Origin of the sequence: Rothia aeria (assembly GCF_016726365.1) — a bacterium.
GTDB lineage: Bacteria > Actinomycetota > Actinomycetes > Actinomycetales > Micrococcaceae > Rothia > Rothia aeria.
The window spans coordinates 2,086,825-2,110,484 of record NZ_CP068102.1; the positions used below are offsets into that span (position 1 = coordinate 2,086,825).

Annotated in this window: 27 protein-coding genes; 26 read left to right on the plus strand and 1 reads right to left on the minus strand. The window is 56.9% G+C overall.

Annotated elements, in window-relative coordinates; translation table 11 throughout:
- Nucleotides 1-84: 84 nt before the first annotated feature.
- The gene (locus tag I6I94_RS09085) at nucleotides 85-3,546 is read right to left on the minus strand and encodes a hypothetical protein (protein ID WP_201620638.1); all 3,462 of its coding nucleotides are present in this window, start codon (nucleotides 3,544-3,546) and stop codon (nucleotides 85-87) included.
- A 655-nt stretch (nucleotides 3,547-4,201) separates the two neighbouring features.
- On the opposite strand from I6I94_RS09085, the gene rpsJ reads away from it, so the two are divergent.
- The 26 genes from rpsJ to rlmN all read left to right on the plus strand — a co-directional run bounded on the left by rpsJ (nucleotide 4,202) and on the right by rlmN (nucleotide 23,507).
- Nucleotides 4,202-4,510 (plus strand): 30S ribosomal protein S10, encoded by a 309-nt coding sequence (gene rpsJ / locus I6I94_RS09090; RefSeq protein ID WP_004005287.1) that lies wholly within the window; start codon nucleotides 4,202-4,204, stop codon nucleotides 4,508-4,510.
- Between the two features lie 14 nt (nucleotides 4,511-4,524).
- Entirely contained in the window at nucleotides 4,525-5,181 is a 657-nt protein-coding gene (gene rplC, locus I6I94_RS09095) for a 50S ribosomal protein L3 (protein ID WP_006887725.1), read from the plus strand.
- 6 nt (nucleotides 5,182-5,187) lie between these two features.
- Nucleotides 5,188-5,805, plus strand: coding sequence for a 50S ribosomal protein L4 (rplD, locus tag I6I94_RS09100; RefSeq protein WP_037234081.1), 618 nt, complete (start codon nucleotides 5,188-5,190; stop codon nucleotides 5,803-5,805).
- Complete coding sequence (rplW, locus tag I6I94_RS09105; RefSeq protein ID WP_006887768.1) at nucleotides 5,805-6,110, plus strand: 50S ribosomal protein L23; 306 nt, start codon at nucleotides 5,805-5,807, stop codon at nucleotides 6,108-6,110. The genes rplD and rplW overlap by 1 nt, the downstream gene beginning before the upstream one ends.
- Before the next feature lie 42 nt (nucleotides 6,111-6,152).
- Entirely contained in the window at nucleotides 6,153-6,989 is an 837-nt protein-coding gene (gene rplB / locus I6I94_RS09110; RefSeq protein ID WP_006887702.1) for a 50S ribosomal protein L2, read from the plus strand.
- A 12-nt stretch (nucleotides 6,990-7,001) separates the two neighbouring features.
- Nucleotides 7,002-7,283, plus strand: a complete 282-nt coding sequence (gene rpsS, locus I6I94_RS09115; protein WP_004005282.1) for a 30S ribosomal protein S19 — start codon at nucleotides 7,002-7,004, stop codon at nucleotides 7,281-7,283.
- Between the two features lie 60 nt (nucleotides 7,284-7,343).
- Nucleotides 7,344-7,709 carry a 50S ribosomal protein L22 gene (gene rplV / locus I6I94_RS09120; protein ID WP_006887795.1) on the plus strand — a complete coding sequence of 122 codons (366 nt, stop codon included), beginning with the start codon at nucleotides 7,344-7,346 and terminating at the stop codon, nucleotides 7,707-7,709.
- Nucleotides 7,710-8,507 carry a 30S ribosomal protein S3 gene (rpsC, locus tag I6I94_RS09125; RefSeq protein ID WP_006887779.1) on the plus strand — a complete coding sequence of 266 codons (798 nt, stop codon included), beginning with the start codon at nucleotides 7,710-7,712 and terminating at the stop codon, nucleotides 8,505-8,507.
- Nucleotides 8,508-8,924: a 50S ribosomal protein L16 gene (gene rplP, locus I6I94_RS09130; RefSeq protein ID WP_006887759.1), complete on the plus strand. Its 417-nt coding sequence runs from the start codon at nucleotides 8,508-8,510 to the stop codon at nucleotides 8,922-8,924. It abuts the gene before it with no gap.
- 5 nt (nucleotides 8,925-8,929) lie between these two features.
- Nucleotides 8,930-9,169: a 50S ribosomal protein L29 gene (gene rpmC, locus I6I94_RS09135; protein ID WP_006887703.1), complete on the plus strand. Its 240-nt coding sequence runs from the start codon at nucleotides 8,930-8,932 to the stop codon at nucleotides 9,167-9,169.
- Nucleotides 9,166-9,438 carry a 30S ribosomal protein S17 gene (rpsQ, locus tag I6I94_RS09140; protein WP_037234069.1) on the plus strand — a complete coding sequence of 91 codons (273 nt, stop codon included), beginning with the start codon at nucleotides 9,166-9,168 and terminating at the stop codon, nucleotides 9,436-9,438. The genes rpmC and rpsQ overlap by 4 nt, the downstream gene beginning before the upstream one ends.
- Before the next feature lie 314 nt (nucleotides 9,439-9,752).
- Complete coding sequence (locus tag I6I94_RS09145; RefSeq protein WP_201620639.1) at nucleotides 9,753-12,944, plus strand: proline-rich domain-containing protein; 3,192 nt, start codon at nucleotides 9,753-9,755, stop codon at nucleotides 12,942-12,944.
- Nucleotides 12,945-13,094: 150 nt separating this feature from the next.
- Nucleotides 13,095-14,717, plus strand: coding sequence for a YncE family protein (locus I6I94_RS09150; protein ID WP_128088046.1), 1,623 nt, complete (start codon nucleotides 13,095-13,097; stop codon nucleotides 14,715-14,717).
- Between the two features lie 372 nt (nucleotides 14,718-15,089).
- On the plus strand, nucleotides 15,090-15,461 hold the full coding sequence (gene rplN, locus I6I94_RS09155) for a 50S ribosomal protein L14 (RefSeq protein WP_006888745.1): 372 nt from the start codon (nucleotides 15,090-15,092) through the stop codon (nucleotides 15,459-15,461).
- A 3-nt stretch (nucleotides 15,462-15,464) separates the two neighbouring features.
- The gene (gene rplX / locus I6I94_RS09160; protein WP_006888716.1) at nucleotides 15,465-15,800 is read left to right on the plus strand and encodes a 50S ribosomal protein L24; all 336 of its coding nucleotides are present in this window, start codon (nucleotides 15,465-15,467) and stop codon (nucleotides 15,798-15,800) included.
- Nucleotides 15,800-16,360, plus strand: a complete 561-nt coding sequence (rplE, locus tag I6I94_RS09165; protein WP_006888718.1) for a 50S ribosomal protein L5 — start codon at nucleotides 15,800-15,802, stop codon at nucleotides 16,358-16,360. The genes rplX and rplE overlap by 1 nt, the downstream gene beginning before the upstream one ends.
- A gap of 72 nt (nucleotides 16,361-16,432) precedes the next feature.
- Nucleotides 16,433-16,831 (plus strand): 30S ribosomal protein S8, encoded by a 399-nt coding sequence (rpsH, locus tag I6I94_RS09170; RefSeq protein WP_006888793.1) that lies wholly within the window; start codon nucleotides 16,433-16,435, stop codon nucleotides 16,829-16,831.
- 24 nt (nucleotides 16,832-16,855) lie between these two features.
- Nucleotides 16,856-17,392 (plus strand): 50S ribosomal protein L6, encoded by a 537-nt coding sequence (rplF, locus tag I6I94_RS09175; RefSeq protein ID WP_094757557.1) that lies wholly within the window; start codon nucleotides 16,856-16,858, stop codon nucleotides 17,390-17,392.
- A 2-nt stretch (nucleotides 17,393-17,394) separates the two neighbouring features.
- On the plus strand, nucleotides 17,395-17,757 hold the full coding sequence (gene rplR, locus I6I94_RS09180) for a 50S ribosomal protein L18 (RefSeq protein ID WP_037234572.1): 363 nt from the start codon (nucleotides 17,395-17,397) through the stop codon (nucleotides 17,755-17,757).
- Nucleotides 17,757-18,431, plus strand: coding sequence for a 30S ribosomal protein S5 (rpsE, locus tag I6I94_RS09185; protein WP_006888721.1), 675 nt, complete (start codon nucleotides 17,757-17,759; stop codon nucleotides 18,429-18,431). The genes rplR and rpsE overlap by 1 nt, the downstream gene beginning before the upstream one ends.
- Entirely contained in the window at nucleotides 18,431-18,637 is a 207-nt protein-coding gene (gene rpmD / locus I6I94_RS09190; RefSeq protein WP_004005265.1) for a 50S ribosomal protein L30, read from the plus strand. The genes rpsE and rpmD overlap by 1 nt, the downstream gene beginning before the upstream one ends.
- 1 nt (nucleotide 18,638) lies before the next feature.
- Nucleotides 18,639-19,085 (plus strand): 50S ribosomal protein L15, encoded by a 447-nt coding sequence (gene rplO, locus I6I94_RS09195; protein ID WP_094757558.1) that lies wholly within the window; start codon nucleotides 18,639-18,641, stop codon nucleotides 19,083-19,085.
- A gap of 241 nt (nucleotides 19,086-19,326) precedes the next feature.
- The gene (gene secY, locus I6I94_RS09200; protein ID WP_006888706.1) at nucleotides 19,327-20,634 is read left to right on the plus strand and encodes a preprotein translocase subunit SecY; all 1,308 of its coding nucleotides are present in this window, start codon (nucleotides 19,327-19,329) and stop codon (nucleotides 20,632-20,634) included.
- A complete protein-coding gene (locus I6I94_RS09205; protein WP_037234574.1) occupies nucleotides 20,631-21,194 on the plus strand; it encodes an adenylate kinase in 564 nt (187 codons plus the stop codon). Before secY ends, I6I94_RS09205 begins: the two co-directional genes overlap by 4 nt.
- 106 nt (nucleotides 21,195-21,300) lie before the next feature.
- Nucleotides 21,301-22,140, plus strand: coding sequence for a type I methionyl aminopeptidase (gene map, locus I6I94_RS09210; protein ID WP_037234577.1), 840 nt, complete (start codon nucleotides 21,301-21,303; stop codon nucleotides 22,138-22,140).
- A gap of 137 nt (nucleotides 22,141-22,277) precedes the next feature.
- Nucleotides 22,278-23,507, plus strand: coding sequence for a 23S rRNA (adenine(2503)-C(2))-methyltransferase RlmN (rlmN, locus tag I6I94_RS09215; protein WP_126926241.1), 1,230 nt, complete (start codon nucleotides 22,278-22,280; stop codon nucleotides 23,505-23,507).
- Nucleotides 23,508-23,660: the final 153 nt, after the last annotated feature.

Here is a 23,660-nt window from a genome sequence, read left to right on the forward strand (position 1 = left end):
ACACAATAAACGATGGGGGCCTGGAAGGAACATTTAGTGTTCCTTCCAGGCCCCCCTTGTTACCGTCACGTTAGGGTGAGCGGGCTACTGTTGCGGGTACTGTCGCCCCTGCCATTGCTGACCCTGAGCGTAGTCGGCGAACAGCGGGGGCTGCTGCTGAGGGTAGTACTGCTGCGGTTCGCCCTGCGGGGCCCCCATACCCTGCACCGGGGCGGGCATGTGGTCCTGCGGGTTATAGGGTAGTGGGGCACTTGGCTGCGGCATACCGTTGTGGCCAGCATCGGTGGGTGGGTTTTTCTTATCGCGGGTAAGCAAACGCCACACCACACCGGAAATCAGGATAATCGCGATGATCATCAGCATCAGCGGGTTCATGCTGTTCAGCAGCAGAGCCAGGTCTATGGTGACAATGACAGCCCCAATAATGACCCAGATGCGGTCAACCAGCAGCGCCGCAAGAATGGTCATGAGCAGGCTGATGGTCATAATCACGGTGCCTTGGGCAATATCGTGCGGGGAAGCCCATGCAATGAAGGTGACCATTCCTTGAAGAGCAAATGTGGCGTACAGGCCAGCGACCGATGCGTCAATACCTTCCCGAGCCGGACGGTTGGACATGACGTTGCGCAGTACTGGGGCGGTGCTGAGTGCTAGCAGGATAAGTGATATCAGTTCCAGGAAGCTAATGAAGAAGCTTCCGCTGTTAATCGTCAAGAGGAACCGGCCCACAAAAGCCACAACTGAGAGCAGGAACGCTATGTACGTTTTCTCCTTCGGCAAGACCGACGCGATAGAAAGCACCGCGAAGGCGCAGAGGAAAGCACTAATAGTTGTATTAGCTGATGCGAGGGAGAACATCCCATAAAGAACCAGGGCGATAATGCCAGGAATAATAACCAGCAAATTCTGTACACCGCATGCACGGTTGGCGAACGAACCGCGTTGTGCTTTTCGATACGGATAGGGGCTGGTAAGCGGCCCGTGCATCGGCAGCAGCACCACACGCGGCGGGGTGCTCGGAAGCTGTACCGAGATGCTGGGGCGTACATTTTGGGTACCCCCAATTTCAAGGGGCAGCAGTACCTTGCCAACGTACAGCAGCAGTGTGGCGAAGAGAGCGCTGAGGCCATAGACGGTGGGGAAATCAGCCACCCAGGTAAACGGTCCACCGGTATCGCTGTGCAGCGCAAAGAATGATGGTGTGAAAGTTACATCAGCTATGGACTGTAACGTGAGCACCAAAGCGGAGGCAGCTGCTAAGCGAAGGAACAGTACGTTAGTCCATTCTCCGATACCCCACATGAGCACTACAGCCAGCGGGCACAGGGTAGCAGCGAGCGGTTCGGAGCGGACCATGAATAGTCCGGCAATACCTGCTGGTACGCAGGCGATATAGAAGAACACCTGGAAAGTCACCATCTCGCCGCGGCTGCCGCTGGTGCGGTATAGGACGGCGCTGAGCGCACCCAGCAGCAGGCAGAGGCCGGATAGCAGCAGCAGGAAGTCAGCAAAACGTGCCGTATCTGAGGCCCACAGTACTGGGGCTATCCAGCAGATGGGTCCGCGTGCCATATTGAGCAGGAAGGTACGGCTTGGGCTGCCTGCCGGGATCATGATGAACCCTAAGAATGCGATAGTGCCACCTAGTATGACCAGCATAATGATGGACAGCAGGTAGTAGGGCATAAGGACGGATGCTATGGCTGCTCCACTGAGGGCGATACCCAACGCCCAGCGGGCCCCCAGGTTAATGTTGGCTGAGGCGGTATCGACAGCCAGGCGGATCATCCAAATGCACAGTGCGGTGAGGGCGATAAGAGCCGCGCTGTAGAGCATCGCGGTGAGAATCTCGGTGGAACCTTCGGGGTAACGGAAGCTCAGCACCGAACGGAGAAACAGGAACGTGGCGGAGGTGATGGTATACACGAGCGCTTCAACAATACGGCTGTTGCTCTTAGCGCCCTGAGCGGAGTGTGCGAAGGAAAGGGTGATCACCCCGAAACCTGCCATGACAGCGGCCATGAGCAGGATAATGCCGCGCCCACTGAAATCACTGAACGTCACGTACGACAGGTGCATAATACCGAGGAACGCGCTCACCTTGGCGCCGATGGAGACCGCTAATGGCTCAACGCCCGGTGCACGCTTTAGCAGCAGGGCTATGGGGATGACCGCGAAGCACACATAGAACGCCCCATCAGAACGTGCCGTGGCCAGAGACAGAAGCAGAGCAACGCCATAAACCGTGTAGAGGATGACGTTTGCAGGCAGTATACGCTTGTAGGGGAGCATACCCACAAGGAAGAATACGCTCAAAACCCAGAGCGCGGGCAGGAATCCGCCATTGTTCTGTGACTCGAAGAAGGGCAGTAGGTGCTCTAGGACGTTTCCCCCATCAATGGAGCGGTGAGACAATATGGTGATGGTAGCTTCTAAGAGCGTGAAACCAGCAGCGGCGATGCTGAGGGCTGCATCAAGATGACCAACCACCTCTAGGCGGGGGGCACCATTCTGGTCGTAACCTTTGCGCTGCATAATAATCGGGTAGCACAGTAGGGCTGCTAGGGTGTTGCTGAGCAGGACAGCTAGGAATAAGAACGCGAACAGCAGCGGCAGATTGTGCAGTTCTATGCAGAAGTAGATGACGGCCAGCAGCGGGTAGATACGCAGCTGGATATAGTAGTCGAGTTTGTTGTCGAGGGTGAAAAACACGAGGGCGTACACACTCATAATGGCGAATACAACGCCCACCTCAAGAAAGCTCATATTCGAGACGAAGAAGAACACGACCGCTGCCGTGACGGGCACAAAAATACGGGAGGATTCTACGAGTCCTTCACGGAGCCCGGTAGGTACAAGCTTCGCGTTGAGCCGCAGAATAAGACCCAGGATGGTGGCGAGCACTGTCAGCAGCACGAAGTACCATACGAAGGGTAGTTCTGCGACTCGGGTAGCCGCTAAAGCATCCGAAATGAAGAAGGATACGAGCAGGTACGCCATAATACGGTTACGCATCATGGTGCAGGCCAGCACGATGGCCACAGTACCCACCAAAGAGGTGATGAGCCAAATCATGCGGCCGTTATCCCACACTCCCAGATGGTAGGTTGCTATACCGGTCAGTGGTAGAAGAGCTAAACCGGTGCCTGTGAAGGAATAAGAAGCCAGACGCAGGCGTGCCACTGTTTTATAGATGATCAGGCCAGCGCCGTAGAAGAGGGCGCTGCCAAAACCGAGCGCTGCAACACGTAGACCGATGGTTTCTTCGGAAGTGACGCTGGTGATAAACAGCGCTGCTGAGCCAATAAGCAGCAGCGACCCTAAATAGAGCAGAACGTTCAGAAGCAGATCTTCTGTTTTCCTGCGGCTGTTAGAAGGGGCAGGAGCTGGGGGATAGTAGCCGGGGTAAGGCTGTGGTGGTACCCCCTGGGGAACCTGCTGGGCGTACTGGGGTGAGCCATAGTTGGGGGGTGCCTCCTGCTGCGGTGCAGGCTGCCCCGGCTCGGGGGGAAGCTGAGGGGGGAACCCTTGATTAGGTTCTGACATCGTAGTCTCCTCGTGACGGTAACGGGTTTACTTCCACCTTAGTTGAACCGATACCCCGGGTCACTATGTTTTGGGCTGTAGCGGCCCAAAAGCTTACTGAGAAAAACTTTGAAGATTCCTGGGGGAATCAGAGGTGTAAAGAATTCATAACCTCTATTTAGTTATGTATAAATCACTAATATATCATTTTAGTGTTTTTAGAGATGTATTGTTTCTGCAGATTTCCTGAGTAAAATCCGACGGCCCAGTGTGAGGGGTGTTGGAGGATGCTTGGTGCCCAGGTGTCTGATGGGAGGGGCTGCTGCGTTTGCTGGGCTTACGGCAGGTGCCGTTTAAGTGTTCTTCCACACTTAATGTATTCCCGCTTGCGCGGTACCTTCCTATTTGAGAGAATAGACGGCGTTGTAAAAGTGTCTGTTGCTCAAAACAGGCCCACGTATGACCCGATTCAAAGACACAAGGGATGAGTCTGTCTGCGCACAGGCGACACGCCCGAGTTCGGGGGTCGGTGCCTGAGCGGGGTGAGGAACCCGGCATTGCCGGATTCAGTCCGTATCGGGAGGCGCACGTGATGAATATATCGCGTTCCTTAAGCGCCGCTATAAGGGGCACACGCCCCGATACAGGGAATACATCAAGAAAGAGAGTCCGACAGATGGCGGGACAGAAAATCCGCATCCGTCTGAAGTCCTATGATCACGAGGTCATTGATTCTTCGGCACGGAAAATCGTCGAAACGGTCAAGGGTGCAGGCGCAACTGTAGTTGGCCCCGTGCCGCTTCCGACCGAGAAGAACGTATACTGCGTTATCCGTTCTCCCCACAAGTACAAGGACAGCCGCGAGCACTTTGAGATGCGTACGCACAAGCGTCTGATCGACGTCGTTGATCCGACCCCTAAGGCTGTTGATGCCCTCATGCGTCTTGACCTGCCGGCAGACGTGAACATCGAGATCAAGCTGTAGAGGATCGCATCTAAATGACTAACAAATTCGAGCGCCAGGTGAAGGGCCTGCTAGGCACCAAGCTTGGCATGACCCAGGTCTGGGACGAGGACGGGAAGTTCGTGCCCGTTACCGTCGTCAAGGCTGATTCTAACGTTGTTACCCAGATCCGTAACCAGGAAACTGACGGCTACACCGCCGTGCAGATTGGTTTCGGTGCCATCGATTCTCGCAAGGTCACCAAGCCGCTGGCTGGTCACTTCGAGAAAGCCGGTGTTACCCCTCGTCGTCACCTCGTTGAGGTACGTACCGCAGATGCCGCAGAATACACCCCCGGTCAGGAACTGACTGTTGAGATGTTCGAGGTCGGCCAGAAGGTAGACGTCGTAGGCAAGACCAAGGGTAAGGGCTTTGCAGGTGTTATGAAGCGTCACGGCTTCAAGGGTGTTGGCGCATCGCACGGTCAGCACAAGAACCACCGTAAGCCCGGTTCCATTGGTGGTGCATCCTACCCCGCACGCGTGTTCAAGGGTATGCGCATGGCTGGCCGTATGGGCGCAGCACGCCACACCACTTTGAACCTGACTATCCAGGGTGTGGACGCTGAGAACAATGTGCTGCTGATCAAGGGTGCAATTCCCGGTCCTAAGGGCGGCGTTGTTCTAGTTCGTACCGCTGTGAAGGGAGCCTAGTACATCATGGCTGTCAAAACCCTTAAAGTAGACCTGCCCGCAGAGATTTTTGACGCGCAGGCATCCGTGCCCCTGCTGCACCAGGTTGTCGTTGCACAGCTTGCTGCCGCACGTCAGGGCACCCACAAGACCAAAAACCGTGGCGAGGTGTCCGGTGCAGGCCGTAAGCCTTTTAAGCAGAAGGGCACCGGTAACGCACGTCAGGGCTCCATCCGCGCACCGCATATGACCGGTGGCGGTGTGGTGCACGGCCCCACCCCGCGTAACTACGCACAGCGCACCCCTAAGAAGATGATTGCTGCGGCACTGCGCGGCGCTCTTTCTGATCGCGCTCGTCACGGCCGTATCCACGTGGTAGAGACCCTCGTTGCAGGCGAAACCCCCTCAACTAAGGCTGCTAAGGCGGCTTTGGCGTCCATCACCGAGCGTAAGAACGTGCTCGTAGTGATCGGCCGTGACGAGGATATTGCGGCACTGTCCGCACGTAACCTGCAGAATGTACACGTGCTGTACGCTGACCAGCTCAACACCTACGATGTGCTGATTTCAGACGACGTGGTCTTCACCAAGGCAGCATACGATGCATTCGTAACTGCTAACCAGAAGAAGGAGGGCGCTAAGTAATGAGCGTTTCCACCAAGTCTGTGTACGACGTGATCATCGCCCCCGTCGTATCCGAAAAGAGCTACAGCCAGATCGACGAAGGTAAAGTTACCTTCGAGGTTGCCCCCAACTCCAACAAACTGGAGATTAAGCAGGCCATCGAGAAGATCTTTGGGGTTGAAGTAGCGTCCGTGAACACCATTAACCGCAAGGGTAAGCGCAAGCGCACCCGCTTCGGTTGGGGTTCTCGCAAAGACACCAAGCGTGCCATTGTGACCCTCAAGGACGGCCACCACATCGACATCTTCGGCGGTCCGCAGGCATAAGGCCAGCGGAGACCACTTTAACGAAGGAAGAAATATCTAACAATGGGTATTCGTAAGTACAATCCGACGACCCCGGGTCGCCGCGGTTCGAGCGTTGCTGATTTCACTGAAATCACCCGCTCCACCCCGGAAAAGTCCCTGGTTCGTCCGCTCCCTAAGAAGGGCGGCCGTAACAACACCGGTCGCATCACCGCTCGCCACAAGGGCGGTGGGCACAAGCGTCAGTACCGTCTGATCGACTTCCGTCGTCACGACAAAGACGGTGTGAACGCACGCGTTGCACACATCGAGTACGACCCGAACCGCACCGCACGCATTGCGCTTCTGCACTACTTCGATGGTTCCAAGCGTTACATTATCGCTCCGAACAAGCTCGCACAGGGCGACATCGTTGAATCCGGCCCCGCAGCCGATATTAAACCCGGCAATAACCTGCCGCTGCGCAACATCCCCGTAGGTACCGTGCTCCACTGCGTTGAGCTGCGTCCTGGCGGTGGTGCAAAGCTGGCACGTTCCGCTGGTGCCTCGGTTCAGCTGGTTGCTAAGGAAGGTAAGTACGGCCAGCTCCGTCTGCCCTCCGGCGAAATCCGCAACGTGGATGTTCGCTGCCGCGCAACCGTGGGCGAGGTCGGCAACGCCGAACAGTCCAACATTAACTGGGGTAAGGCTGGCCGTAACCGCTGGAAGGGCATCCGCCCGACCGTTCGTGGTGTGGTCATGAACCCGGTGGACCACCCGCACGGTGGTGGTGAAGGTAAAACCTCCGGTGGTCGTCACCCGGTTAACCCCAACGGTAAGCCTGAGGGCCGCACCCGCCGCCCCAACAAGGAAAGCGACAAGCTCATCGTTCGTCGCCGTCGTACTGGCAAGAAGCGCTAAGGAGCCTGACACATGCCTCGTAGTTTGAAGAAGGGCCCTTTCGTTGATCAGCACCTTTACCTGAAGGTCGCAGCTCAGAACGAGAAGGGCACCAAGAATGTTATTAAGACTTGGTCCCGCCGCTCGATGATTATTCCCGACATGCTCGGGCACACCATCGCAGTGTACGACGGACGCAAGCACGTGCCGGTGTTTATCACCGAGTCGATGGTTGGTCACAAGCTCGGCGAGTTTGCACCGACCCGCACTTTCCGCAGCCATGTGAAGGACGACCGTAAGGGCAAGCGTCGCTAATCGGGTTTTCCCGATCAGCTAACGTTTCCCTTTCGGCAATAGACGAAAGAGAGATAGGCAATGGAAGCCAAGGCATCAGCGCGCTATGTTCGCGTTACGCCTATGAAGGCCCGCCGTGTCGTCAACCTGATCCGTGGTAAGCAAGCGGAAGAGGCTCTGGCGATTCTGAAGTTCGCCCCGCAGGCAGCTTCGGAGCCGGTATACAAGATTGTTGCTTCGGCGATGGCTAACGCACGCCAGAAAGCAAACCAGGAAGGTGTGGCTTTCCGCGAAGAAGAGCTGTTTATCAGCGAAGTATACGCGGACGAGGGCCCGACCATGAAGCGCATCCAGCCCCGCGCTCAGGGTCGTGCATACCGCATCAACAAGCGCACCAGCCACATTACCGTGGTCGTTGCTACCCCCGAAAAGGAGGAGAACCGCTAAATGGGCCAGAAAATTCACCCGAACGGTTTCCGACTGGGCATCACCACCGAACACGTCTCTAAGTGGTTCGCTGATTCCAATAAGCCCGGCGAGCGTTACGCAGATTTTGTCCGTGAGGACGTAAAGATCCGCGAACTGCTGGCGAAGAACCTGGATCGCGCAGGCGTTGCGAAGGTTGAGATCGAGCGTACCCGTGACCGTGTACGTGTGGACATCCACACTGCTCGCCCCGGTATCGTGATCGGCCGCCGCGGTGCTGAAGCAGACCGTATCCGCGCTGAGCTTGAGAAGCTCACCGGTAAGCAGATTCAGCTGAACATTCTGGAGGTCGCTAACCCCGACCTGTCTGCTCAGCTGGTTGCACAGGGCATCGCGGAACAGCTCGCATCCCGTGTTGCTTTCCGCCGCGCCATGAAGAAGGCTATCCAGTCCGCACAGCGTGCAGGTGCAAAGGGTATTCGTATCCAGTGCTCCGGGCGCCTGGGCGGTGCTGAAATGTCCCGTTCCGAGTTCTACCGTGAAGGCCGTGTGCCCCTGCACACTCTTCGCGCGAATATCGACTACGGCTTCTTCGAGGCTAAGACCACCTTCGGCCGTATTGGCGTGAAGGTTTGGATCTACAAGGGCGATCTGACCGACAAGGAACTGGCAGCTCAGCAGGCAGCCAACAACCGACGCGGCAACCGCCGTGACGGTGACCGCCGCCGCTCCGGTGGCCGTGGCCCCCGTCGTGAGCGCCGCAACGAGAACGCTTCGGCAAACACCGAAGCCAAGACTGCAGAGAACGGTGAGGCATAAATGCTTATTCCCCGTCGAGTAAAGTACCGCAAGCAGCACCACCCCAAGCGTCATGGTCTGGCTAAGGGCGGCACCGAGGTTAGCTTCGGTGAGTGGGGCATTCAGGCCCTGAGCCCTGCGTACGTGACCAACCGCCAGATTGAGGCTGCCCGTATCGCAATGACCCGTCACATTAAGCGTGGCGGTAAGGTCTGGATTAACATTTATCCGGACCGCCCGCTGACCAAGAAACCTGCCGAAACTCGTATGGGTTCCGGTAAGGGTTCACCCGAGTGGTGGGTTGCCAATGTTAAGCCCGGTCGAGTCATGTTTGAACTCGATGGCGTGTCCGAAGAAGTGGCTCGTGAGGCAATGCGCCTGGCAATCCACAAGCTCCCGATGAAGGCACGTATTGTGCGTCGCGAAGGTGGTGAATAAGAGAGATGGCAGTTGGATCCAAGGATCTTAGCATCGACAAGCTCGCAGAGCTCTCCAATGAAGAGCTGGCTGAGAAGCTGAGCGAGTCGAAGAAGGAACTCTTCAACATCCGTTTCCAGGAAGTCACCGGTCAGGCTAACGCTGGTCGTCGCCGCACCATCAAGCGTGACATTGCACGTATCTACACCGTGCTTCGTGAGCGTGAGCTCGGTATTCGTCCCGCAACCGAAGGTGAGTCCAAGTGAGTGAAGTAAAGAACGAAGAGCGCGGCTACCGCAAGACCCGCCGCGGCTACGTCGTCTCCGACAAGATGGACAAGACCGTTGTCGTCGAGGTCGAGGACCGCGTGAAGCACGCACTCTACGGCAAAGTGATGCGCCGTAGCTCTAAGATCAAGGCACACGATGAGCAGAATAGCTGCGGTGTCGGTGACCTCGTTCTGCTGGCAGAGACCCGTCCGCTATCCGCTACCAAGCGTTGGCGTGTCGTAGAGATTCTGGAAAAAGCTAAGTAAGCTTTTCTAGAACGAACGCTCTGTCTAGCGTGTATTTAGAGGAAGGGCCCTTCCCCGTTTTTCCGGGGAAGGGCCCTTTGCTGTGGGTATTTGTTTGCGTACAAAAATAAAATTTGATGACGGAACGTAAGCAAGAAAAATATAAATATCTGATTACAATTCCTGTCTAGTGGTTGATTCTTGGAAATGCAATCTCTAGTATCGAACTGTACTTGTCTACATCTCAGGTTTAAGTTAATTACTGTGTTAGTCAAGTAATCTTTGAGGTTTACGGACCCTAAAGGTCAATCGCCAAAGACATCGAGGATCAGAATATGACTTCTTCGTCCAAGAAAGTAACTTCCCGCAAGCTTTTGGCTTCGGCTGGCGCACTGTCAGTCGTAGCAGGCTCGCTGGGAACCATTCCCGCAGCATTTGCTAATGCACCCACTGAGCAGTTGGGGGGAGGCGCCCGTCAGGAGGCGCAGCAGCCCGCTCAGCAGCAACAGCAGCAGCCTGCCCAGCAGCAGGGCCAGGCTAACCAACAGCAGCAGCCCGCTCAGCAGCAACAGCAGCAGGGCCAGACTGGCAACCAGCAGCAAGGCCAGGGCCAGGCTGAGCAGAGCAAGGATTTGGCTGGTCAGTACCAGTCGTCGCAGTCCGCATACTCTGCCAAGAACAACAAGGCTTGGAAGACTTACTCTTCCTATGATTCGTACCGCGCAGGGTGCGTCACCCGCGTGAACGCTGATACCCAGCAGGTTGAGGCAACTGTTCAGTTGCCCGGTGCTACCCAGGGTTCCAGCTCCTACAGCATTGCTATTGATGACGTGAACGGTACCGTCTGGGTTGTTAACACCGAGAAGAGCACGGTGACTGTTTACGACCAGAACACCATGAAGGAACTGTGGACTAGCAATGGCGCCGTTCAGGGTGCGCAGGGCCAGTCCAGCTTCCAGGCACGTGAGATTAAGATTGACCAGGACTCTGGCAAGGCATATATCTCAAGCTACGGCTATGTGACTGTTATTGACCTGCAGACTCGTGCAGTGGTGAAGACTATCGATCTGAAGACCTCCACCGGTCAGTTCGATATTGTCGGTAATATGTCTTTCTCCGGCGGTAAGCTCTTCGCTTATGGCCAGAACTCCGGTGCGTTGATTATTGTGAACACCGTCACCCTTCAGGTTGAGAGCGCTAGCCAGTCTTCTGGCGCAAGCCAGCAGCCTAACGGTGGTGCTTCCTCCACCCCCACGGTTAATAACAACCAGGCTAACCCCAACAAGGGTGGCAACCAGGCCGACCCGAACAAGGGTGGCAACCAGGCCGACCCGAACAAGGGCGGTAACCAGGCCGACCCGAACAAGGGTGGCAACCAGGCCGACCCGAACAAGGGCGGTAACCAGGCCGACCCGAACAAGGGTGGCAACCAGGCCGACCCGAACAAGGGTGGCAACCAGGCCGACCCGAACAAGGGCGGTAACCAGGCCGACCCGAACAAGGGCGGTAACCAGGCCGACCCGAACAAGGGTGGCAACCAGGCCGACCCGAACAAGGGCGGTAACCAGGCCGACCCGAACAAGGGTGGCAACCAGGCCGACCCGAACAAGGGTGGCAACCAGGCTAACCCCAACCAAGGTGGCAATAACGTAGTTGGTGAAGTAGATGTTCACACCTACGATGATGGTGCCAAGGTGTACATTCCTGAGCAGTGGCAGGTTGGTCAGCCGCTGAAGATCCGTGGTGAGGGTTTCAAGACTCAGGATGGTACCAGCGGTTCGGTGATCGCTGTTAAGCTCAATGGTGGTTCTCTGGCTCCTACGCAGGACGCTACCTTTGAGGGTAAGAAGGGTAACAGCGCTGGTGTGTGGCTGTACATCCAGGCCGATGCTAACGGTAACTTCACTGCTGAGCTGCCCTTCCCGAGCGCAGACAAGGTGAAGGGTGGTGCTGCACCGAACGTTGGTGATGAGGTCAGCGTTAACCTGCTGACCGGCTCCATGAAGAAGGGTGATACCCCTCGTGGTGGTGAAGCTAACGATGTGACTATTGTTGCTGGTGGCGGTAATAATGCTGGTGGTAACAACGCTGGTGGCGGCGACAATGCCAAGGCTGGTGCAAACCAGGGCGGCGGCAATAACGCTGGTGGCAATGTAAACGCCGGTGGCGGTAACAACGCAGGCGGTGGCGACAACGCTAACGCTGGTGCAAACCAGGGCGGCGGCAATAACGCTGGTGGCAATGTAAACGCTGGCGATAACGCTAAGGCTGGCGGTAACAACGCAGGCGGCGGCGACAATGCCAAGGCTGGTGCAAACCAGGGCGGCGGCAATAACGCTGGTGGCAACGTAAACGCCGGTGGCGGTAACAACGCAGGCGGTGGCGACAACGCTAACGCTGGTGCAAACCAGGGCGGCGGCAATAACGCTGGTGGCAACGTAAACGCCGGTGGCGGTAACAACGCAGGCGGTGGCGACAACGCTAACGCTGGCGGCAATAACGCAGGCGGTAACAACGCTGGCGACAATGCTAAGGCCGGCGGTAACGCCAATGCTGCTGATAATGCAAACGCCGGTGGTAACGCCAACGCTGGTGGCAATGCAAACGCAGGCGGTAACGCCAATGCTGCTGACAATGCAAACGCTGGTGCAAACCAGGGCGGTAACCAGGCTGACCCCGGCAATAATGCTGGCGCTAACGACCCGGCTCAGGTTGCTGTCGAGGAAACCGTTCACACTTACGATGACGGTGCCAAGGTATACATCCCCAAGAACTGGCAGGTTGGCCAGTCATTGAAGATCCGCGGTGAGGGTTTCAAGACTCAGGATGGTACTAGCGGTTCGGTGATCGCTGTTAAGCTCAATGGTGGTTCCCTGGCTCCTGCACAGGACGCTACCTTTGAGGGTAAGAAGGGTAACAGCGCTGGTGTGTGGCTGTACATCCAGGCAGATGCTAACGGTAACTTCACCGCTGAGATTCCTTTCCCGAGCGCAGACAAGGTGAAGGGTGACGCGCCCAAGGTTGGCGAGAAGGTTGCTATTAACCTGCTGAGCGGCTCCATGAAGAAGGGCGATAATGCTCGTGGCGGCGAAGCAGCAGAGGTGACTATCACTGAAGGCGGCGCTAACGCTGGTGGCAACGCTAACGCGGGCGATAACGCCAATGCCAACGCAAACGCAGGCGGTAACGCTAATGCAAACGCTGGAGGCAATGCAAACGCTAACGCGGGCGCAGATGCCAATGCTAACGGCGCAGCCAAGGGCGACGCCAATGGTATTGCAGCTGCCAAGGATAACGACCACGACTCCGCTGTAACCGGCGATTCCACGACCACCAGTGGCGGGTCTACTGGTACTACGAGCGGCGAGGCACGGGGCTCCGGCTCTGCAACCACTGCCGCTACCAAGTCCTCCTCACGGACGCTTGCTAACACTGGTGCCTCAGGGATGTGGGTAGCCCTGGGTGCTGGCACGGCTGCGCTCGTTGCAGGTTCGGTCATGGTGGCACGTCGCCGCACTTCAGCCTAAACGGATAAAGTCGGTTACACCGCTTTAGGCTAGTAAAACAGCGCATAGCGCGTCTATGATAGGGGCGGGTACTTCCTCAAGAGTAGGGAGTACCCGCCCCATCACATTAAATATCCGCCTCCTATATTTTTGTGAGAAGAATCTTTCATTATGGCTCAGACTGTTACCGCTAACCTCCTTAAAGCGCAGGGTATTCCTGGGCAATACCAGCTAGCGCACAACCCCACAACACGGCAGCTGTTCGTGACCGGAACCTTTAACTATGCCCGCGCCCACGGAAGCACCACCTCAACCATTGCGCGCATTGACCCCGATACTTTGCGTATCGAAGCACTCGCGCAGCTGCCCGTGACCTCCGATAACCGAGACCTGGTGAAAGGGCAATACCAGCTGCAGGGTGCTTTTGGGCTAGCACTCGATAACGAACGCGGAACTTTGTGGGTTGGCAGCGCAAGCACCGGGTCCGTCACAGTGTATAACCAAGATGACCTGTCCCTGGTATGGGATAGTTTGGCGGTGGGGGAGCAGATATGGCAGCTGCGCGAATTATTTATTGATACGCCCGGAAACCGCGCCTATATCACCACTTCAGGAGGGTACTGCACTGTAGACCTCGACACTTTTGCGGTGAACTACCACTACCTCACTACGCAGAGCGGCGGCTCTGAAGCGATGCTTCTGGGGCCTATTGCCTTAGATGAAAAACGTGAACTGTACATTCCCGACATTATGAATAACCAGATTTTAGTGGTAGATCTCAATACCGCGGAACATGTACGAACTTATGATGTGCCTGCCGCCGATTACAAGACCCTACCTGCTGTGGTGCACGGTGTTGAAGTCAGCGGTGCGCGCGGTGAGCTCTATGTCTCCACTCAGGGTGTGCAGGGCCGTAACTCCGGTGTTCATATTCTCAGCCTTGAAGGGGAACCCTTAGATTTTATCCCCTACGGCAAAATGCCAACCGATATCCTCTATGACGCTGCCAAAGCTCTACTGTATGTGACTGATTTCGGTGCGCCCCGTTCGCCTGAGCCTATTGGTGGAACTGTTGGCATTATTGACGTTACCAGCCGAAAAGTGTTGGGGGAGATCCGCGTGAGTGAGACGAAAACCAATCACCAGGTGTTGCTTCCTGATGGGGCGGTGCTTGTCTCCGATAAGGCGGGCGAGCACAAGCAGGTGCGGGTGCCGTTCCATATTGATCCGTTCACGGGTAAATTTACTGCGGCGGATACTGAAGAGCGCACCGGTGAAAAGCCGCGCACTATTGACGCGGATTCTATAACGCGTGTGCAGGTGCAGGTGCACGGTGAGCCGGATGCCACGGTTTTTCCTGTATTCTCCCCATCGCTGCGGGTTCTTGTTGAAGACGATGGTGCTGATGTTGAGATACTTGCAGAGCTGCCTGAAGGGTACCCGATCCAGATAACGGGTTCGGGATGGTTCAAAGAGCATCCCGGATACGGCCCACGCGTTGGGTCCGAGGTGATTATCGAAGGGGATGGGGTAGAGCTGGCGCGTGTTCAGGTTCAGGCGGCGCATTTTGGGGCGTTACTGACCGCCTCCGTAGAATTCCCCGCCGAGTGGAAGGCCGGGCAAGAGCATGTTATTACTGTCCGTTCTGGGGAAGCAGAGGGCGATATTGCGCGCTCCTTGGGAATCCCAGTGCGTATTGTAGAGGCAGAACGCCACATGCCTGCACCAGCGGTAGCCACCGTGGATACATCTGTGCAGCACACTGATTTTGCAGGATACCCCAAATTTCCCTAGCCCCGTGGGATGAGTATCCGGACGGGACAGCTAGGGCGGGTAGGCGTGTCTCAAATGTGGCGCGCATCCTACCTGCGGCATTTTCTTTGTTTTACCGCTAAATCTCCGGTATATTTTTAAGAATGCGTGCGCGCATACAGATTCGCGCGCGCAACCACGGGTTTCTCGTGCCAAAGCATAATGCCGCTACGCGGGTGGATTACGCCCGCTTCACGCGGGTCCAGATGCTGTTGGCATGGGCTACCCCAGGCGTTTCCGCTAACCCTCACTGCATAGTGTTGGGCCCGGGGCGTCACCCAATCCCGTAAAAATGTTCCGCAAGGCTGGCTCGCGCTTACTGCGTGTCGGAACCGGCGAGACGACAGGAGAAATATGATTCAGCAGGAGTCGCGACTGAAGGTCGCCGACAACACCGGTGCGAAGGAAATCCTGACCATCCGTGTGCTCGGTGGTTCTTCGCGTCGCTACGCAGGCATTGGCGACGTTATTGTCGCAACCGTCAAGGATGCTATCCCCGGCGGTACCGTAAAGAAGGGCGACGTGGTGAAAGCCGTAGTCGTCCGCACCAAGAAGGAAACCCGTCGAGCAGACGGCTCCTACATTAAGTTCGACGAGAACTCCGCAGTGATCCTGAAGAACACCGATGGTGATCCTCGCGGTACCCGTATCTTCGGCCCCGTGGGCCGTGAACTTCGCGATAAGAAGTTCATGAAGATCGTTTCGCTTGCTCCGGAGGTGCTCTAACTCATGGCTAAGATCAAGTCCGGCGACCTGGTTCAGGTTATTTCCGGTGCAGACAAGGGCAAGCAGGGTAAGGTTCTGAAGGTTATCCCTAAGGAAAACCGCGTGATTGTTGAGGGCGTTAAGGTCGTCACCAAGCACACCAAAGCCAACCCCGTAACCGGCGCTGCTGGCGGCATTCAGAAGGTTGAGGCACCGATTCACGTCTCGAACGTTGCGATCGTTGACCCCGAAACCAAGAAGCCGACCCGTGTTGGTTTCCGTGAAGAGACTGTAGAGCGTAACGGCAAGACCCGCACCGTTCGTGTGCGCTACGCCAAGAGCTCGGGTAAGGACATCTAATGAGCGAAACCAAGATCACCCCCCGCTTCAAAACCAAGTACGCTGAGGTCGTCGTTCCCGCTCTGCAGGAAGAGTTCAAGTACGAGAACGTCATGCAGATCCCGAAGGTCGTTAAGGTTGTTGTGAACATGGGTGTTGGCGAGGCAGCTCGCGACGCAAAGCTCATGGACGGCGCTATCCGCGACCTCACCGCCATCACCGGTCAGAAGCCGATTGTTACCCGCGCGAAGAAGTCCATCGCACAGTTCAAGCTGCGTGAAGGCATGCCCATTGGTGCACACGTCACCCTGCGTGGCGACCGCATGTGGGAATTCCTGGACCGCCTCGTCACCCTGGCCCTGCCCCGTATCCGCGACTTCCGCGGACTTTCGGACCGCCAGTTCGACGGTAACGGTAACTACACCTTCGGTCTGACCGAGCAGTCCATGTTCCACGAAATCGATCAGGATTCGATCGACCGCGTGCGTGGTATGGACATTACCGTGGTGACCAGCGCCAAGACCGATGATGAAGGCCGTGCCATTCTGAAGGCACTGGGCTTCCCGTTCAAGACCAACTAACGACTACGTTGTAGGTCCCACCCGCACAACAGGCGGCGGGGGAAACCACAACGAGGAAGGGCAAGAGCCCACATGACTATGACTGATCCGGTCGCAGATATGCTGACCCGTTTGCGCAACGCAAACTCGGCATACCACGACACCGTATCTATGCCCTACTCCAAGCTGAAGGCTCGTATCGCCGAGATCCTGAAGGCTGAGGGTTACATTGCTGACGTTAAGGAAGAGGAAGCCAAGGTTGGTAAGACCCTGACCCTCGTCCTCAAGTACGGTCCGTCCCGTGAGCGTTCTATCGCTGGCGTACGCCGTATTTCCAAGCCGGGTCTGCGCACCTACGCAAAGTCCACGAACCTGCCGAAGGTTCTGGGCGGCCTCGGTACCGCAATCCTGTCCACCTCCTCGGGCCTGCTCACTGACAAGCAGGCTGCGAAGAAGGGCGTGGGCGGCGAAGTCATCGCTTACATCTGGTAGTCGGTTAGAGAAAGGAAGAGAATAATGTCACGTATTGGACGTCTCCCCATCTCGATTCCGGCTGGCGTTGAGGTGAAGGTTGATGGCAACCTGGTGACCGTTAAGGGCCCCAAGGGCGAGCTGAGCCACACTGTGGCCGCCCCCATTACTGTGGCCCTGAACGAGAACGAAATTACCGTTTCCCGCCCCAATGATGAGCGTCTGTCGCGTTCACTGCACGGTTTGACCCGCACCCTGATCCAGAACCTGATCATTGGCGTGACTCAGGGCTACGAGAAGAAGCTCGAGATCGTTGGCACCGGTTACCGTGTGACCGCCAAGGGTAAAGACCTTGAGTTCGCTCTTGGTTACTCCCACTCGATCAACGTTGAGGCCCCCGAAGGTATCTCCTTCACCGTGGAGGGCCCCAACAAGCTGACCGTGTCGGGTATCGACAAGCAGCAGGTTGGTCAGGTTGCAGCAAACATTCGTGGTCTGCGTAAGCCCGACCCCTACAAGGGCAAGGGTGTTCGCTACGCAGGTGAGCACATCCGCCGCAAGGTCGGGAAGGCTGGTAAGTAAACATGGCTATTAAGTCGAAAGCAGCGCAGCGTGCACGTCGTCACGCTCGTCTGCGTAAGCACATCTCGGGTACTGCGGCGCGTCCGCGCCTGTGCGTCACCCGTTCGAGCCGTCACATGTTCGTTCAGGTGATTGACGATGTGAAGGGCGTAACCCTGGCATCGGCATCGACCATGGAAGCGGATCTGCGTGCAGCAACCGAACTGACAAAGACCGCTAAGGCTAAGCGTGTTGGCGAACTCATCGCAGAGCGCGCGAAGGCTGCGGGTATCGAAACCGTTGTGTTCGACCGCGGCGGTAACAAGTACCACGGTCGTGTTGCAGCAGTTGCTGAAGGTGCACGCGAAGGGGGTCTGGAACTCTAATGAGCGAGCAGAACGAAAAGGAAACTCAGGTGAGCGAAGCAACCGTAGCTGAAACCGCTGAGACCTCCAAGCAGCGCGAAGATCGCCGCAGCAACCGCGGCGAGCGTCGCGGTCGCGGTGACCGTAAGAACAACCGCGCACGCGAAGAGGAAAAAGACAAGTACATTGAGCACGTTGTTGCCATTAACCGTGTTGCCAAGGTGGTGAAGGGCGGCCGTCGTTTCAGCTTCACTGCTCTGGTCGTTGTTGGTGACGGTAACGGTATGGTCGGCGTCGGGTACGGCAAGGCCAAGGAAGTTCCCTCGGCTATTTCCAAGGGTGTTGAGGAAGCGAAGAAGAACTTCTTCCGTGTTCCCCGCATTGAGGACCGCACCATCCCGCACCGTGTGCAGGGTGAGGCAGCCGCAGGTGTTGTGATGCTCCGCCCGGCAACCGCCGGTACCGGTGTGATCGCTGGTGGCCCCGTGCGTGCGGTGCTGGAGTGCGCTGGTATTCACGATGTGCTCTCCAAGTCGCTGGGGTCAGCTAACCAGATCAACATCGTTCACGCAACCGTTGCAGCACTCAAGCAGCTGGAAGAGCCTCTGGCAGTGGCAGCCCGCCGCGGCCTGCCCGCAGACGAGGTTATCCCCAGCTACCTGCGCAACACCAAGTCCGATAAGGCAGGTGCGTAATGGCTAAGCGTATTCAGCCCAGTGACGCAAAGCTGGAAATCACCCAGGTCAAGTCCTATGTTGGTCAGAAGCAGAACATGCGCGACACCCTACGTTCCCTCGGCCTTAAGCGCCCGGGCAACAAGGTAGTACGCACTGCTGACCCCGTCACCGTTGGCATGGTTAACACCGTTGCTCACCTGGTGAAGGTTGAGGAGGTCAAGTAAGATGGCAGACGCTATCAAGATTCACGATCTGCGCCCGGCACCGGGTGCCCACAAGGCAAAGACCCGCGTAGGCCGCGGTGAAGGCTCCAAGGGTAAGACCGCAGGTCGCGGTACCAAGGGTACCAAGGCACGCTACCAGGTTCGTGCAGGCTTCGAAGGCGGCCAGCTGCCGCTGCACATGCGCCTGCCGAAGCTGCGCGGCTTCAAGAACCCGTTCCGCACCGAGTACCAGGTGGTAAACCTGGACCGTATCCAGGAGCTTTTCCCCTCCGGCGGTGACGTAACCATCGCCGAGCTGGTGGCTAAGGGTGCAGTTCGTAAGAACCAGCCCGTGAAGGTTCTGGGCAACGGCGAGATCACTGTGAAGGTGAACGTAACCGTTGACAAGGCATCGGCTTCCGCTATTGAGAAAATCAAAGCCGCTGGCGGTTCTGTGACCGTCAAGTAGTTTTCACACTACAGGTATGACCCCCGCAGGTTTTTACCCCTGCGGGGGTCGTTCTTTTCCAGTCAGCAACCGCACGGTGTTATTGCACACTAAATCATGCTCAGAGAGTAGAAATAGGCGGTATTCGTGGGTACGGTTATCGACAAACGCCGTGAACGGGTTAGACTGGAAGGTATGTGTTTAACGCACCCGCTAAGGTTAGCCTTAGGGCGTGCACACCCCAAGAATTTCAGGAGGACATGTGCTTAGCGCATTCGGGCGCGTCCTAAAGACCGCCGACTTGCGACGCAAGCTGCTGTTTACCCTGGGCATGATCGTGATATACCGCATGGGCACTTTCATCCCTGCCCCCGGTATTTCCTACGGCACCGTTCAGCAGTGTATCGCCAATAATGGCAGTAACCACGGAATCTATGACATCGTTAACCTCTTCAGCGGTGGCGCCCTGTTGCAGCTGTCTATCTTCGCACTGGGCGTGATGCCGTACATTACCGCAAGCATCATTATTCAGCTGTTGCGTGTGGTCATCCCGCGTTTCCAAGAGCTACACGATGAAGGGGCTCAGGGACAGGCTAAACTCACACAGTACACTCGTTATCTCACCATCGCCCTCGCGCTTCTGAACGGCACCACCATTGTGTCGATGGCCCGCAGCGGCGCACTGATCGGGAACTGCCCGAACATTATCCCCGTTGACGACATCTGGCATGTTCTGCTGATTATTATCACCCTGTGCGCAGGTACCACCGTGATCATGTGGATGGGTGAGCAGATCACCGAACGCGGCGTGGGCAACGGCATGTCACTGCTGATTTTCACCTCCATCGCCTCCTCCTTCCCGAACGCACTTGGCGCTATTGAGCGTCAGCAGGGCGCAATGGTTTTCTGGGCCGTGTGCGGTGTGGGCCTTGTGGTGATGCTCGCCGTGGTCTACGTGGAACAGTCGGTACGCCGTGTGCCCGTGCAGTACGCAAAACGGATGATTGGGCGCCGCACCATTGGCGGCACCAGCACCTATATTCCGCTCAAGGTCAATATGGCCGGTGTGATTCCGCTGATTTTCGCTTCCTCCCTGCTGAGCCTGCCCGGCATTATCGCCCAGCTGAACACCCCCAATAACGGCTCGCCTCCGCCGGAGTGGGTCAGCTGGATTAACACCTACCTGGTGCGCGGCGATCACCCGCTGTACATTACCCTGTACTTCTTCCTCATCCTGGGATTCACGTACTTCTATGTGTCGGTGACTTTCGACCCGGTTGAAGTGGCGGATAATATGAAGAAATACGGTGGGTTCATCCCCGGCGTTCGAGCCGGCAAACCTACCGAGCGTTACCTCAGCTACGTGCTGAACCGTATTACCCTGCCTGGCTCACTCTACCTGGCGGTCATCTCTATGATTCCGCTGGTTGCGCTGATTCTATTCCAGGCAAACCAGAACTTCCCGTTCGGTGGCGCCTCGCTGCTGATCGTGGTGGGCGTTGGGCTTGATACCCTCAAGCAGATTAACGCCCAGCTCCAACAACGACACTACGAAGGACTGCTTCGATGAACCGTCTGCTGATCGTTGGCCCCCCGGGGGCCGGCAAAGGCACCCAAGCCGTAAAAATCGCCGAGAAACTGAACATCCCGGCAATCTCCACAGGCGATATCTTCCGCAAAAACATTAAGGAAGAAACCGACCTGGGTAAAGAAGCCAAGTCGTATATCGACTCCGGCAACCTAGTTCCTGATTCTGTGACCAACAGGATGGTGCGGGCGCGCCTTGCTGAGGCAGACACCGCCAACGGCTTCCTGCTGGACGGGTACCCCCGCAACACCGCGCAGGTGCACGAACTGGATTCGATCCTCGCCGAAACTCATCAGCAGATTGACCGTGTGCTCTTGTTGGTTGCTGATAACGATGAGCTTGTGGCGCGGCTGCTGAACCGTGCTGCCGAGCAGGGCCGCACCGACGATAATGAAGAGGTCATCCGCCACCGCCTGAAGGTGTACGAAGAGGAGACCGCACCGCTGATCGCGATTTATCGTGAACGCGGCATCGTCAAAGAAGTAAACGGTCTTGGCGAGATCGCTGAGGTGACCGAACGTATCCTCTCGGCCCTTAACTAGCGGAAACCGTGACTTGTGCCCCCGCAAGAACTTGCGGGGGCACAGCGTTTTAAGCTTGGATAGATACGGCACCCCGCCGCACCGCACTGAATGAAGGGTAAACACCGTGGCACGAGTCGAGATTAAAACCAATGCCCAACTGGCGCATATGTCACGCGCCGGGTTAATTACGTCCCGAGCGCTCGACGCAGCGGTTGCCGCCGCCCAGCCAGGAGTGAGCACCGCAGAGATTAACCGCGTCTTCGAAGAGAGCCTGCAGGAGCAGGGCGGCACCTCGAACTTCTACGGCTACTACGACTACCCGGCCAGTATTTGCACCTCTGTAAACCACGAGGTGGTGCACGGTATTCCCGGCGACTACAGGCTCAAAGAGGGAGATATTCTCTCCATTGACGGTGGCGCCTATATTATTGACCCGGCAACCGGTAAACAGTGGCACGGTGATTCAGCACGCACCGTCTTAGTGGGTGAAGTGTCCCAGGAACGGCGTGAACTTTCGGACATCACTCGCGCTGCTATGTGGCACGGTATCGCGGCGTTGGCTACCGCCAAAAAAGTGGGGGAGGTCGGAGTTGCTATTGAAGGGTTCGTGCGTGAGCAGGCGGGGGATAAGTACGGCATTATTGAAGACTATGTGGGGCACGGTATTGGCACCCAAATGCATATGCGCCCAGATGTACTGAACTATGCGGCACGTGATTTAGGCCCGAAAATTAAGCCCGGTATGGCATTCGCTATTGAACCGATGCTCGTCACCGGGGGTATTGCCACACGCGTGCTCCAGGACGACTGGACGGTCGTGACTGCTGATGGCTCCGACGCCTGTCAATGGGAACATTCGGTTGCTGTTCACCGGGATGGGATCTGGGTGCTTACTGCGCAGGACGGGGGAGCTAAGGAACTTGCGGAGCTGGGCGTGGAGGTGCGAGAGATCCCCGCCGACTAAGACACCGCCCCACAGCGGACCGTGCGGCTGCTGCACTTGAGGTACCCTCCCACCCGGCTTCCAGAATACCGCCGGGCAACCGGTTCCTCACCTGATGAGGTACTGACCTCACACCACACAGACGACAGGAAGAAACCATGACCGAAACCTTCGCTGGCTGCGCCGCAGCTTCAACCGATTCCACGTCGCGCTCCACCAAAGTACCCGTGGAGATTTCAAGCGTGCGCCCCGAACCGGGAAAAATTGCGCTCAAAGCACCCCGGCGCACAAAACCGCCCAAGCATATTGCCGATTTTGATATGGCGGGGCGTCGTGAATTCCTCAAGGAACTGGGATACCAGCCCTTCCGTGCATCGCAGCTCTCAAAGCACTATTTCGAACGACTGGTTAACGACCCGGCGCAGATGACAGACCTGCCTGCTCAGGATCGTGACGAGATAGTATCCCGTGCAATGCCGCAGCTGCTAACTCCCGTGCGAACCCTAGAAGCTGACGGCGGGGATACCCTCAAAGTCGTACATCGTCTTTTCGACGGGGCGCTTATTGAATCGGTCATTATGCGGTATGACAACCGCGTGACCATGTGCATTTCTTCGCAGGCCGGGTGCGGGATGAACTGCCCCTTTTGTGCCACCGGGCAGCAGGGGCTCACTCGTAATCTTTCGACCGCGGAAATCGTGGAGCAGGTGGTTGCTGGGGCACGCTATCTGAAGCAGATGAAGGGTCTTGACAAGGCCGATGGAGGGTCGGAAGATACCCGCCCGCTGCGCGTCTCCAATATTGTGTTTATGGGCATGGGTGAGGCGCTGGCAAACTATAAATCAACGATGGGTGCGGTGCACCGCCTGATCGATCCCGCCCCCGAGGGATTGGGTATCTCCGCGCGCGGACTGACGATGTCTACCGTGGGATTGGTGCCCGGTATCCGCAAGTTTGAGCTGGAGAAACTGCCGATTACGCTTGCCCTCTCGCTGCACGCGCCGGATGATGAACTGCGCGATGAGCTTATTCCCATTAACCAGCGGTGGAAGGTTGATGAGACTCTGGATGCCGCATACGACTATTACCGCACGACCGGGCGGCGCATCTCAATTGAATATGCGCTGATTCGCGATATTAATGACCAGGGATGGCGCGCCGATTTGCTGGGGAAAAAGCTAGCGCAGCGCGGCCGCGGATGGGTGCATGTAAACCCTATTCCGTTGAATCCGACCCCCGGCTCAAAATGGACAGCATCGCGTAAGGGCGTGGAGCAGAATTTTGTGGAGCGTCTGCGGGCGCACGGTATTCCAACGACAATCCGCGATACTCGTGGTTCTGATATTGATGGTGCCTGCGGTCAGCTTGCCGCCAAGGAAGAAGAATAACAGCAGTGTGTGGTGAAGCATAGCCTCCCAAGTTGTGTTATGGCCGGGCGTGTCGTAAAGTTAATAGCTGGTAGTTTGTGCCGGCGTTAAGTGCACCCATTTTAGGTGTGGAACGCCCCGCGCCGATACTCTCGTATGTCGGCGAGGGCTCAC